The organism is Sphaerisporangium aureirubrum (genome assembly GCF_042658925.1).
In the GTDB taxonomy this organism is placed as follows: domain Bacteria; phylum Actinomycetota; class Actinomycetes; order Streptosporangiales; family Streptosporangiaceae; genus Sphaerisporangium; species Sphaerisporangium aureirubrum.
On the sequence record NZ_JBHSRF010000018.1, the window covers coordinates 85,983 to 98,222 of the forward strand.

The following is a 12,240-nucleotide window of genomic DNA, read 5'->3' on the forward strand; positions in this document are numbered from 1 at the left end:
TCCCCCTGGTCACCCCCCGGCCGTCCGCCGGTCGTTCCCCGGTCGAATCCCGCCCCCCGGCCGCCCGCCCCGCGCGCACTCCGGCCGCTCGCGCCGCCCCGCCGCCCCTGCCGGCGTCACCCTCCGGAACAGCGCGGATGATCCTCACCGGCCCCCGGCGGAGAGCCCTGCCCCCGCCCCGGAGCCCCCTTCGGGGCCAGTTCTCCCCCGCCCGGCACGCCACCATAGGCTCACGAAGTAGTACGCCTTCCCGCGAAAGATTCAGCGCCACGCCCCCCGCGCGGCCTCTCGGCGAGGCGGGCGCGGCCGCGCGGCGGGGACGCCCGCGGGACGGTGGACGCGGCTGTCGGGCGGCGACGACGGGGTGGGATCATGGCGGTATGCCGGATCCGGCGGTACCGAATCACGGGGACCTGGTCGCGGAGATCCGGGTGGTGCGGGAGCGGGGGCTGCTGCGTCTGAACCAGGTGCGGCTGCCCGCCCTGGGGGCGGCGGTGGAGGCGCTCGGGCTGCCGTCGGCGGACGGAGTGCTCGGGTCGTCCATCACCAGGGTGCTGGAACAGGTGCTGGAAAGGCTCGGCGGAGGCACCCTGCGCGACGCCACGGCGTACACGCTGGGGCTGGTGCCGGGGACCCGGGACTGGTCGGCGCAGGCGCGGCGGAAGCGGGCGGCCACGGTGTACGGGCTGAGCGTGGAGCGGTTCCGCAAGGACCGGGAGCGGCTGATCCTCGGGCATGTGGCGGAGACGATCCTGGCCCTCTGCGCGGAGGCCGCGGCGGCGCCCGAGGAGCGCGACGTGCCCGGCGTGGGCGGGGCGCGGCGGCTGGCGGTGCGGTCGGGGGACACCGAGCTGGTGATCACGCTGCACCGGGCGCCGGTGGAGACGATCCGGGGCATCGACATCCTGGTGTCGTCGGAGAACATCTACCTGGAGATGGCCAAGACCTACCGCACGTCCCTGTCGGCGACGCTGCGCAACGCCGCGGCGCGCAGGGGCGAGACCGGCGAGGTGGTGGACGACGTCCTCCAGCGGGAGCTGCGGGAGTGGCTGCGTGCCCACGGCCGGGAGGGCACCGCGGTGGCGCCGGGGACGGTGGTGGCCACCTCGCCCGGCGAGCTGGCCAGGCAGGGGGTGCGGCGGGTGTACCACGCGGCGACGGCGGTGCCCCGGCCGGGCACCGACGGCTACACCGTCGAGCCCGCGGCGGTGCTGCGCGCCGTGCGCGGCGTGTTCGCCCTCGCCCGGGCCGAGCGCGGCCTGTTCGACCCTCCGCTGCGCTCACTCTGCCTGCCCCTGTTCGGCGCCGGCCGCGCGGGCCTCCCCCCGGAGACCAGCCTCGCCTACCTGTGGGCCGCCCTGGAGCCGGAACTCACCGGCCCCGACCCCTGGGACGTCCACCTGATCACCCGCCGGGAACACACCGCCGCCACCGTCATCACCGCCCTCACCACCCTCCCGACCCCCGCCCCGCGCCCTCACCACGGCCCCGCACCACCCCCTCCCACCGAACCGCGACCTCCCCCTGCCGGTCCGCGGCCTCCGCCCACCGGACCACCACGCCCTCCCCCCGGCCCGCGCCTTAAATACGGCGCCCCACCACCTCCATCCACCGGTCCGCGACCTCCCCCTGCCGGACCGCAGCCCTTCTCCGCCGGACCGCGCCATCCCCGCGGCACTCCGCCACCATTCGGCGCCATTCCGCCACCATTCGGCGCCGCCCGGCCACCATTCGGCGCCGGTCCATCGCCTTTCGGCGCCGGGCCATGGCCTCTCGGCGAACGGTGACCTCCCCGCGCCGCCCGACCATCCCCCGTGCGGGGTGGCGGTCCGCACTGTGCACACGGGGCGGTGAGGTGGTGTGCGGCGGGGATCGAGCGGGCGAAGGTGTGGGAATTTCATGCAGTTATTGCGAGATTTGAGTTTTGGGGCGGTTGATTGCGGGTCGCGCTACGGGCGGTTTGCGGGCACGGCGGTAATAACACGACGTGGGCGGCGCGGTGAAGCCTCGGGCGGGCCCCGCGGGCTAGAAGCCGTTTGGCAGTCCGAGATATATGCTTTGTAGATCAATGGACCTTTTGCCGTTGATATCCCCTACCCGGGTGAACCGCAGCACTGACCGAGGAGGTTCCAGGGTGTCGGCGCAGGAAAGACGGCTCTCGGCGATCGGGGAGGCCGCGGCAGGGGTCCTCCGCCACACCGACTACCATCTGGTGCGCGCCGAGGACGTCGCGGCGGCGGTCCGTCTGTCCAGGGAAGGCCAGAGCGGCCGGCGCAGCGCGGTGTGGCTGTACAACGAGGTCAAGAGCCGCCGGGTGCTGGTGGCCCTCGCCATCCGGCACGCCTTCGCCGAGTTCGCCGAGCGCAACGGCCCGGCCGAGCCGCCGGGCACGCCGGGCAGCCTGGTGGAGGCGCGCGATCTCGTCACCCAGGCGCTGCTCGTGGTGGCGAGGTTCCACCGCGCCGAGTCGTTCCTCACCCGGCAGGTCCAGCTCGGCATCGGCGACATCGCGACGTCGGAGAAGCGCCAGTCCGCCCCGCAGGGCCCGCCGGTCTGGCCGGGCGGCATCGGCAGGGTCGCCGCCGCCGGCTGGGCGGGCCGGGTGATCGCCTACGCCGAGCACCTGGCGCCGGTGCTGGCCGCCGCGGCCACCGCGGTGTGCCTTCCCTCGCCCGACTGGGTGCGCGGCTGCGCCGAGAAGCTGTCCCACCTGGCCTTCGACGCGCTGACCGACGACCCGGACGGCCCGGTGGACCGGCAGGCCGCGGCCCTCAGCGCGCACTGGTACGAGCGGCACCTGGTCCCGCTGGCCGGCACGTGGATCGACGACCTGGACGTGGCGGAGCGCGCCAGGGACGTCGCCCGGCGCACGGGCGCGGGCACGCGGGCCGAGTCCGACGCCCAGGCCGGGGTGGTGCGGGCGCTGCTCGACACCGGCATCCTGCTCGACCGGGCCGCGCGCGAGGCGTCCGAGCTGACCAAGCTGCTGTCCCTGCCCGAGGCCCAGTCCCAGAGCGACCTGCGCTCACGGTGCGACGTGCTGAGCCGCCGGGGCCTGGCGCTGCTGCGGTTCGGCGACCTGGAGGCGGCCAGGGAGAGCTTCGAGTCGTCCCTGAAGATCGCGGAGAACGAGCGGGAGCCGTTCTGCGGCATCGGCGAGGCCTCCTCCTACGCCGCCCGCGCGCGCAACAACCTGGGCGAGGTGCTGGTCGAGGAGGGCCGCCCGGTGGAGGGCGCCGAGCACATCGACCAGGCCAGCAAGGCCCGCGCCGAGGCCGCCGGGCGGGCGGCGGGCGTGTCGGCCGCCTGGCGCCGCTACACCCTGACCGCCCAGGCCGCGGCGCGCGCCGCGACCCGCTCCGGGCGGGTGGTGCAGGGCGTGCGGCTGGCCGAGGCCGTGGTGGCCGACCGCCGAGAGCGCCTCGGCGAGCTCGGCGACATCAACGTGGTGGCGGCCCGGGTGTCGCTCGGCGAGGCCCTGGTGGAGGCCGGCCACCCGGTGGAGGCCCGCCATCTGCTCCAGGAGGCGGGACGGCACCGCGCCGACCTGCTCCAGCCGATCGCCTACTGGCCGGGCCACGACACGGTGCGGCTGGCGCAGGCCGAGCTTGCGCTCGAGGACGGCGGCTCGGCGCTTCGGGTGCTGGAGCGCTCGCCGGTGCTGGACGAGTGGTTCGCCCGGCACGTGTCGTTCCGGCTGTGGGCCGAGGCCCGGGTGACGCAGGCGCTGGCCCTCTCGCTCGGCGGCGAGGCCGCCGCGGCGTGCCGGTCGCTGGACGAGCTGACCGGCCTGCTGTCGGGCGCCCGCCCGGACGCGCTGGTGCTGTCGGCGTGGCGGGCACTGGCGGAGGTCCGGCTGCGCGCCGGGGACCCGGTGGGGGCCACCGCGCCGCTGGAGCGGGTGCGCGCCGCCGAGTCCCGGCCCGGCGACCCTCCGGGGCGCGCCCGCACCCTGCTGCTGGCGGCGCGCTGCGCGGAGGAGCGGGGCGACGCACTGGGCGCGGCGCGCCACCGGTCGGCGCTGGCGGCCCTGGTGGACGACGGCCTCGACCGCACCCACCCGCTGCTGCTGGAGTCCCGCTACGACGAGGCGCGCCGCCGCTTCGACGAGGGCCGGTTCGACGGCCTGGACGAGCTGCTCGCCCCCCTGCTGGACCGCACCCCGCTGGCCCACAACCGGCCGCCCCTCGGCGACGGGCACCCGCTGATGTTCCGCGCCGTGCTCCTCGCCGACCACAGCGGCGCCGTCCGCATGCCCCAGGCCCCCCGCCAGGTGCTCTGGGAAGACGTCTGACCCGGCGTCACGACTCGGGCCGGTAGTACCCGCCGGAGCCGGAGGTCCCGCCGGACAGGGTGGTGCGCAGGCAGCGCATCGTGCGGGCCAGTTCGGTGAGCCCGGCGACCGGGCCGGCGCCGAGTTCCGCCTCGGGCGCCGGGGGGCGGACCGTACCGCCCGCGCGCAGGTTCTCGGCGATGTCGTCCAGGGAGCGCACCACCGTCTGGACGGCCTCGGGGTCGGGGGCGCGCCCGCCGTGCTCGGTGCGGGTGACGGCGGCGGCGATGGCGTCGTTCACCTGTTCCAGCGCGGCCAGCGCGGGCAGCCACGTGGTGACCCTCCTGCTGATCACCGCGGGTTCGGCCACCGCCCGCTGGAACACCGTGCGCAGGTCGGCCAGCGCGTCGTAGACCTCGCGGTGCCGCACGGAGCGCACGGGGTCGCCGGGCCGGAACGCGTGGCGCAGGTACCGCGCGGTGGCGGACACCGCGCCCGCGAAGCTCGGCCCCACCGGGGCGTGCCAGCTGGCCGGCCAGAACAGGTACCCGAGCACCAGCACGATGGCGCAGCCGATCAGCGTGTCCACCAGGCGGATCAGCGCGAGCCGGGGCCCGGCGTGGGTGAGCAGGTCGACCAGCAGCACCACCAGCGGCGCCTGGAACGTCGTCATCATGCCCCAGTTGCGCTGCTGGCCGTACGGCAGCAGGGCGGCGAACACCGCGATCGCCACCAGCAGCCACGGGCCGAACGGCACCGCGATCAGGACCACGGTCCCGATCAGCGCGCCGACCACGGTCCCGAGGCCCCGCTGGACCGCCCGGGTGAACACCGACCCGAAGTCGGGCTTGAGCACCAGCGCCACGGTGAGCATCAGCCAGTAGGAGCGCTCGACCGGGTGGAACCGGCTGAGGGCCGCCGCCACGCCCATGCACAGCGCGAGCCTGACGGTGTAGACCCGGGTGAGGTGGCCGTACAGCATCTTCTCCCACGCGGCCCGCAGCGAGGCCCCCCGCCCGACCGCCTCGCGCGGCACCTCCGCGTCGCCCGTCTCGCCGCCGGACACCAGCGTGACCGCCTGCCCGATCCCGTCGCACAGGGCCCGCATGGCCGGGGTGTCGTACGCGCCCTCCGGCGGCGCGGGCGGCGGGGCGCGGCCGTCCAGGGCGGCGGCGATGTCCCGGACGGTATCCGCCAGCCGCGGCGGGGGCGCGACGCCCTCCTCCGCCAGGGTGACCAGCGCGTTGCGGATCAGCGAGGCCTGGTTGAGCAGGGCGACCAGCCGGGTGCGCTCGGGATCGGTGCCCGCGGCGGCCGAGCGGGCGCCGAACAGCGTGTCGTACCCGTGCTTGAGCGCGGCGTCGAACTCGGCGAGCGCCCCGGCCGGGTCGTCGAACAGCCGCCCGAGGACGCGGTACACCTCCAGAACGGCGGTCTGCTCCCCCGCCCGCGGGCGCAGCGGCCAGCCGGACAGCACCAGAAGCATCGCCCACAGCGCCCCGGCGAGGTACGTCAGCGCGCCGAGCACCGGATGGCCGCTGAGCCGCACGCCGATGCCGAGCACCGTCATCACCAGCAGCTGGAGCCCCGCCAGCGAGCCCGCGCCCCCGGTCGTGCTGATCAGCGCGGACAGCACGGCCATGACGACGACCACCGCCACCGTCCACCAGCCGAGCCCCCGCGTAGCGTCGCCCACTACGAAGCCCACCGCGCCGCCGGCCCCCGCCGCGCCCATGCGGATCACCCGGCCCCGGTAGGAGCCGCCCCGGTCGGCCAGGGACGCCGCCATGGCGCCCATCGCCGGCAGCAGGCCGAGCGTCACCGACCCGGCGAGCATCGCCGCCACCAGCGGGCCGGTCACCGCGACGGCGGTCCGCGCCATGGCGCCCCAGTGCGGGCGTCCCGGCGCGGGGCGCACCGTCTCCACCAGCCAGCCGGGCGCCACGTCGGCCAGCTGGCCCACCTGGTGGCGGAACGGGAGGCGCATCGGGCGGGGTCAGCCGATCAGCTTGTCCAGGCGGATCGGCAGGTCGCGCACCCGGACGCCGGTCGCGTGGTGGACGGCGTTGGCGATCGCCGCGGAGGCGCCGACGATGCCGATCTCGCCGATGCCCTTGCTGCCCATCGGGTTGAGGTGCGGGTCCTCCTCCTCCACCCAGACCGCCTCGATGTCCCGCACGTCGGCGCAGGCCGCGATGTGGTACTGGGCGAGGTCGTTGTTGAGGTAGTCGCCGAACTCGGTGTCGAGCACGCTCTCCTCCAGCAGGGCCATCGAAAGGCCCATCGTCATGCCGCCGACGAACTGCGATCGCGCCGTCCGCGGGTTGAGGATCCGCCCCGCGGCGAACACGCCGAGCATCCGCAGCACCCGGGTCTCCCCGGTGGCGGCGTCCACCCCGACCTCGGCGAACTGCGCGCCGAAGGCGTGGCGTGAGTACTCCTCCTGGGTCTTGACCTCCTCGGCGGTGTCGGCGCTCGCCTCCAGCCCCAGCGGGGGCACCGTGCCGCCCCACGAGGTCAGCTCGCGGTTCATCGCCTCGCAGGCGCGCACCACGGCGGTGCCCCACGAGGCGGTGCCCATGGAGCCGCCCGCGATCGCCCCGGCGGGCAGGGCGCTGTCGCCGACCACCACCCGGACGGCGTCCAGCGGCACGCCGAGCGTGTCGGCGGCGATCTGGGTGAGCACGGTCCTGGCGCCGGTGCCGATCTCGGCGGCGGCGATCCGCACGGTGAACCCGCCCCCCGGCTCGGCCCGCGCGGTGGCCCGCGAGGGCCTGCGCAGGACGGGATAGGTGGAGGCGGCCACGCCGGTGCCGACCAGGAACCGCCCGGCGCGCCGGACGCCGGGCTTCGGGTCGCGCCCGGCCCAGCCGAACCGGCGGGCGCCCTCCCGCAGGCAGGCCACCAGGTTGCGCGAGCTGAACGGCAGCCCGCTCTCGGGGTCGGCGGCGGGCTCGTTGCGCACGCGCAGCTCGACGGGGTCGACGCCGCAGGCGACGGCCAGCTCGTCCATGGCCGACTCCAGCGCGAACATGCCGGGCGCCTCGCCCGGGGCGCGCATCCACGTGGGGGTCGGCACGTCCAGACGCACCAGCCGGTGCGTGGTGCTCCGGTGGGGCGCGGCGTACATGATCCGCGTCGCGGCGGCGGCCTGCTCGGCGAACTCGCCGACGGTGGAGGTCTGCTCGTACACGTCGTGGGTGATCGCGATCAGCCGCCCGTCGCGTTCCGCGCCGAGCCGCACCCGCTGGATGGTGGGGGTGCGGTAGCCGGTGACGGAGAACATCTCGTGCCGGGTGACGGCGACCTTGACGGGGCGGCCCACCTGTTTGGCCGCCAGCACGGCCAGCACCACGTGCGGGTGGAGGGCCAGCTTGGAGCCGAAGCCGCCGCCGACGTACGGCGAGACGACGCGCACCTGGGCGGGCGGCATGCCGAACAGCGCGGCGAGCCGGTCGCGGGACGCGGCGGGGCCCTGGGTGGAGTCGTAGACGGTCAGCCCGTCGCCCTCCCACACCGCGACGGTGGCGTGCGGCTCCATGGGGTTGTGGTGCTCGGCGGGCGTGCGGTAGGTCTCGTCGACCACGACGGGGGCCGCGGCGAGCGCCGCCTCCGGGTCGCCCCGCAGGGTGTCGGCGGGCAGCGCGGGGTTGACGTGGGAGGGCCTGTACAGGCCGGGGTGGTCGGCGCGCAGCTCGACGTCGTGCGGCTCGGCGCTGTACTCCACGTGCAGCGTCCTGGCCGCCTCGCGCGCCTGCTCGTACGTCGCGGCGATCACGGCCGCGACGTACTGGCCCCGGTAGGCGACCCGCCGGGACTGCAGCACGGCCGCGTCGGCGCCCTCCCCGGCGGCGAGCCTCGGCGCGTTGGCGCACCACATCGCGGCGATCACCCCGGGCGAGGTGAGCACCGAGTCCACGTCGACCCGGGTGACCTCCCCGCGCGCCACGGTGGCCTGGACCGGCACCGCGTACACGGGGGACGCCGGGCCGTTCTCGTAGGCGTACCGCGCCTCGCCGGTGACCTTGGCGAGCCCGTCGACCCGCTCGACGGGCGCGCCGAGGCTGCGGGGCGTGGTGACGGTCATCGCGCCTCCGCCGGCCGGGCGGGACCTTCCGCCAGGCCCATGAGCACCTGGACCAGCAGGTTCCGGGCCAGGGGGATCTTGTAGGCGTTGCGCGGCAGCGGGACGGCCTGGTCGAGCTCGGCACGGGCGGCGCGGGCGAACGTCTCCTCGGTGGCCGGGGCGCCGCGCAGGGCCCGCTCGGCCTCCCAGGCCCGCCAGGGCGCGTGGGCGACGGCGCCGAGAGCGACACGGCAGTCGCGCACGGTCCCGTCGGCGACGTCCAGCGCGGCGGCCACCGACAGCACGGCGAACGAGAACGACGCCCGGTCCCTGACCTTGCGGTAGCGCGACCTGGCGGCCATCGGCAGCGCCGGCAGCTCCACGGCGGTGATCAGCTCGCCGGGGGCGAGCCGGGTGTCGTGGGCGGGGTCGTGGCCGGGGAGGCGGTGCAGGCCGGGCATCGGCACCTCGCGCGGGCCGCCGGGTCCCTCGACGCGCACGGTCGCGCCGAGGGCGGTGAGCGCCACCGCCAGGTCGGAGGGGTGGGTGGCGACGCATTCCTCGGAGTGGCCGAGGATCGCCAGGTTGCGGTGGTCGCCGGCGCGGGCGGGGCAGCCGGTGCCGGGCTCCCGCTTGTTGCAGGGCTTGGTCACGTCCTGGAAGTAGGAGCAGCGGGTGCGTTGCAGCAGGTTGCCCGCCACGGTGGCCATGTTGCGGATCTGCCCGGAGGCGCCGGACAGCAGGGCCTCGGCGAGCACCGGGTAGCGCCGTCGCACCAGGGGGTGGGCCGCCAGGTCGCCGTTGCGCACGGCCCCGCCGATCAGCAGCCCCCCGGCCGGGGTCTCCTCGACGACGTCCGCGGCGAGGCGTGACACGTCGACGAGCGCGTCCGGGGTGGCGACGCCGAGGCGCATCAGGTCCACGAGGTTGGTGCCCCCGCCGAGGTACACGGCGCCCGGCCGCCCCCCGGCCGCGGCCACCGCCGCCGCGGCGCTGTCGGCCCGCTGGTAGGTGAACGGCCTCACGGCGCCACCTGGCGGATCGCGGCGACGATGCCGGGATAGGCGCCGCACCGGCAGAGGTTGCCGCTCATGCGCTCGCGGATCTCGGCGTCGTCCAGCCCGGGGGCCGCGGTGAGGTCCTCGGTCACCGCGCTCGGCCAGCCGTCGGCGGCCTCGGCCAGCATGCCGATCGCCGAGCACAGCTGGCCGGAGGTGCAGTAGCCGCACTGGAAGGCGTCGTGCTCGATGAACGCCCGCTGCAGCGGATGCGGCACGCCGTCCCGCGCCAGCCCCTCGACGGTCGTGATGGCGCGGTCGTCCACGGTGACGGTCAGGGTGAGGCAGGACTTGACGCGGCGCCCGTCGGCGAGCACGGTGCAGGCGCCGCACTGGCCGTGGTCGCAGCCCTTCTTGGTGCCGGTCAGGTCGAGGCGCTCACGCAGCGTGTCCAGCAGCGTCTCGCGCGTGTCGACGGTGACCGGGTAGGTGCCGTCGTTGATCGACAGCCGTAGTTCCACGGTGATCGGGGCCAGGGCGGCGTCGTCTCGGGTCGTGTTCGGTTCGCCGTTCACCCGCGCTCCCCTACCCGCGAGCCGGTCTGCGCTACCCCATGAATTTCACAAGCCCGTTCACCGATTCGCGCGCCGGGCGCCCGATGACGCCCGGTTGGCACGCCGAGCCGGGCTGTTGTGAAATATGTCTGGCCGGAGCGGGACCGCGCGGCCGCGCCGCTTCGACCGACAGGAGGCTTCCCGGTGGGCACATCGGAGCGACGGGACCACCCGCGCCGCGAGGACGAGGCCGGCGAGCGGGAGCGCCAGGACGCGGTGGGCGCCCGGATGCGCCGGTTCCGCAAGGAACGCGGCCTGACCCTGCGGGGCCTGTCCACCCGTTCCGGTCTGTCGATCGGCTTCCTGTCCCAGGTGGAGCGGGGGATCTCCTCCATCGGGCTGACCGCGCTCGGCGGCGTGGCGGCGGCGCTGGACCGCGGCGTGGCCGACTTCTTCGAGCCCGAGCACGAGGACGGCGGTGGGGACACGGGGGCGACGGTGGCCCGGCTGCCGTCCCACTTCACGCTGACCCGGGCGCAGACGCCGTCCACCGAGTACGTCTCGGGCCAGCAGACCTACCGCATGCTGTCCACGCGCGGGCCGAACCTGCTGCTCGAACCGCTGCTGGTGCGCATCGCGCCCGGGGGGCGCCGCGAGGACGCCTACGGCCACGCCGGCGAGGAGTTCGCCTACGTGCTGGAGGGCGAGCTGTTGTACGAGGTGGACGGCGTGGAGCACCGGTTGCTCGCCGGGGACAGCGTCCACCTGCGCTCCACCGTGCCGCACAGCATGTACAACGACACCGACCGGGTCACCACGGTCGTCTCGGTGGTGACACCGCGCCTGTTCTGATCACCCCGGCCGCCTCCCCGCAGCACCAAGTTCACGGCCATGTTCACTCGCATAGAATTCCGGTGAAATGACCTGAAGGCGGTTCCGCCGATTCACCGGTGGAACGCGAGGCCGGGGGCGGCTTCCGGGTTACGGACGGAGCGTGGCCGTGGACACGATGGACTGGGCGTTGCTGACCGAGCTGCAGGCGGACGCGCGGCTGTCCTACAACGAGCTGTCCCGCCGGGTCCACCTGTCGGCGCCCGCGGTGGCCGAGCGGGTGCGGCGCCTGGAGGAGACCGGCGTGATCGCCGGGTACCACGCCCGGGTCGACCTCGCCGCCGCCGGGCGCAAGGTCAGCGCGCTGGTCCGCATGTCCTGCTACGGCGTGCGCTGCGTGCTGCGCGACGACAGGGCGCTGGCGTGGCCGGAGATCGTCGAGGTGCACCGGGTCACCGGCGACACCTGCTGCCTGCTGCGCGTCGCCACCACCTCGATGGGCGCGTTCGAGGAGCTGATCGACCGGCTGGCCCCCTACGGCCAGCCCTCCAGCATGATGATGTTGTCCAGCCCGCTCCCCTGGCGCGCCCTCACCCCGCCGGAGGGGTGACCGCGCGCCCGCGGCGGTGACGGCGCTCCACCGGCCCGGACCGGCCGGGGCGGACGCGCCGCCCCGGGGGCTCAGCCGCAGCCCTCGAACTGAGGCACGGTGTAGTTCAGCGCGAGGCCCGACTTGGCGAACCACCTCTGCAGCAGCTTGCGGGCGGTGCCGTCCTGGTACATCTCGGTGAGCGCCTTGTTGACCGCCTCGCAGCCGTCCGGGTCGCCGTTGCGGATGCCGACGCCGTACCGCTCGTCGCTGAACGGCGCGTTGACGATCTTGGTCTGGCCGGTGGAGAAGCCCGCGAGGATCAGGTCGTCGGTGGACACCGCGTCAAGCCGCCCGGCCAGCAGGTCGTCCACGCAGGTCTTGTACGACTTGGAGCGCACCAGCTCCACGGGGATCTTCCGCTCCTCCTTCACCCGGCGCCAGGAGTTGGAGCCGGTCACCTCGCACAGCTTGCGCCCGCGCAGGTCCCGCACGTTGTCCACGCCGCTCTCCCCCGACCGCACCAGGGTGTCCTGGTGGGCGACGTAGTACGGCCCGGCGAACGACACCTTGGTCTTGCGCTGGGGGGTGATGGAGTAGGTCGCGAAGATCAGGTCGGCCTGGCCCTGGGTGAGCATGGTCTCGCGGCGGGCCGAGGGGGCGTCCACGAAGCGCACCGGCTTGCCGAGCTTGGCCGCCACGTAGGTGGCGACGTCGACGTCGAAGCCGGTGTACTTCCCGTCCGCCTTCATCCCGAGGCCCGGCTGGTCGGGCTTGACCCCGATGACCAGCGACGGCTTGTCCAGCAGCGAGCCGCCGGCGGCGCAGCCGCCGAGCCCGGTGAGCACGGCCAGGACCGCCGACGCGCCCGCCGCCAGGCGGAGGAGGCGGCGGCGCGGCCGGGGAAACGTCAGCATCTCGGGATTCCC

General features: G+C 75.3%; 9 protein-coding genes. 4 read left to right on the plus strand and 5 right to left on the minus strand.

The genetic code is table 11. The features are described 5' to 3' along the window. Positions 1-380 precede the first annotated feature (380 nt). Together ACFP1K_RS15600 and ACFP1K_RS15605 are read left to right on the plus strand one after the other, a co-directional pair. Positions 381-1,787, plus strand: a complete 1,407-nt coding sequence (locus ACFP1K_RS15600; protein ID WP_380752962.1) for a macro domain-containing protein — start codon at positions 381-383, stop codon at positions 1,785-1,787. Between the two features lie 347 nt (positions 1,788-2,134). Continuing rightward, positions 2,135-4,294 carry a hypothetical protein gene (locus tag ACFP1K_RS15605; protein WP_380752967.1) on the plus strand — a complete coding sequence of 720 codons (2,160 nt, stop codon included), beginning with the start codon at positions 2,135-2,137 and terminating at the stop codon, positions 4,292-4,294. A gap of 7 nt (positions 4,295-4,301) precedes the next feature. Here the strand turns inward: ACFP1K_RS15605 and ACFP1K_RS15610 are convergent, their stop codons facing one another. The 4 genes from ACFP1K_RS15610 to ACFP1K_RS15625 are packed head-to-tail and all read right to left on the minus strand — an operon-like array spanning position 4,302 to position 9,864. Further along, a complete protein-coding gene (locus ACFP1K_RS15610) occupies positions 4,302-6,260 on the minus strand; it encodes an FUSC family protein (RefSeq protein WP_380752972.1) in 1,959 nt (652 codons plus the stop codon). 9 nt (positions 6,261-6,269) lie between these two features. Further along, entirely contained in the window at positions 6,270-8,360 is a 2,091-nt protein-coding gene (locus ACFP1K_RS15615; protein WP_380752975.1) for a xanthine dehydrogenase family protein molybdopterin-binding subunit, read from the minus strand. Further along, positions 8,357-9,364 carry an FAD binding domain-containing protein gene (locus tag ACFP1K_RS15620; RefSeq protein WP_380752978.1) on the minus strand — a complete coding sequence of 336 codons (1,008 nt, stop codon included), beginning with the start codon at positions 9,362-9,364 and terminating at the stop codon, positions 8,357-8,359. The genes ACFP1K_RS15615 and ACFP1K_RS15620 overlap by 4 nt, the downstream gene beginning before the upstream one ends. After that, on the minus strand, positions 9,361-9,864 hold the full coding sequence (locus ACFP1K_RS15625; RefSeq protein ID WP_380753055.1) for a (2Fe-2S)-binding protein: 504 nt from the start codon (positions 9,862-9,864) through the stop codon (positions 9,361-9,363). The genes ACFP1K_RS15620 and ACFP1K_RS15625 overlap by 4 nt, the downstream gene beginning before the upstream one ends. A 231-nt stretch (positions 9,865-10,095) precedes the next feature. On the opposite strand from ACFP1K_RS15625, the gene ACFP1K_RS15630 reads away from it, so the two are divergent. Beyond that, positions 10,096-10,743, plus strand: coding sequence for a cupin domain-containing protein (locus ACFP1K_RS15630; protein ID WP_380752981.1), 648 nt, complete (start codon positions 10,096-10,098; stop codon positions 10,741-10,743). Between the two features lie 157 nt (positions 10,744-10,900). Next, positions 10,901-11,332 (plus strand): Lrp/AsnC family transcriptional regulator, encoded by a 432-nt coding sequence (locus tag ACFP1K_RS15635; protein WP_380753058.1) that lies wholly within the window; start codon positions 10,901-10,903, stop codon positions 11,330-11,332. 71 nt (positions 11,333-11,403) lie between these two features. Here ACFP1K_RS15635 and ACFP1K_RS15640 read toward each other — a convergent pair whose 3' ends face one another. After that, the gene (locus tag ACFP1K_RS15640; RefSeq protein WP_380752984.1) at positions 11,404-12,228 is read right to left on the minus strand and encodes a glutamate ABC transporter substrate-binding protein; all 825 of its coding nucleotides are present in this window, start codon (positions 12,226-12,228) and stop codon (positions 11,404-11,406) included. Between the last annotated feature and the right edge of the window lie 12 nt (positions 12,229-12,240).

Excerpts from the sequence above, each read along its gene's own strand:
- ACFP1K_RS15640 (WP_380752984.1), bottom strand. The coding sequence starts at position 12,228 with ATGCTGACGTTTCCCCGGCCGCGCCGCCGCCTCCTCCGCCTGGCGGCG.
- ACFP1K_RS15610 (WP_380752972.1), bottom strand. The coding sequence starts at position 6,260 with ATGCGCCTCCCGTTCCGCCACCAGGTGGGCCAGCTGGCCGACGTGGCG.
- ACFP1K_RS15600 (WP_380752962.1), top strand. The coding sequence starts at position 381 with ATGCCGGATCCGGCGGTACCGAATCACGGGGACCTGGTCGCGGAGATC.
- ACFP1K_RS15615 (WP_380752975.1), bottom strand. The coding sequence starts at position 8,360 with ATGACCGTCACCACGCCCCGCAGCCTCGGCGCGCCCGTCGAGCGGGTC.
- ACFP1K_RS15635 (WP_380753058.1), top strand. The coding sequence starts at position 10,901 with ATGGACTGGGCGTTGCTGACCGAGCTGCAGGCGGACGCGCGGCTGTCC.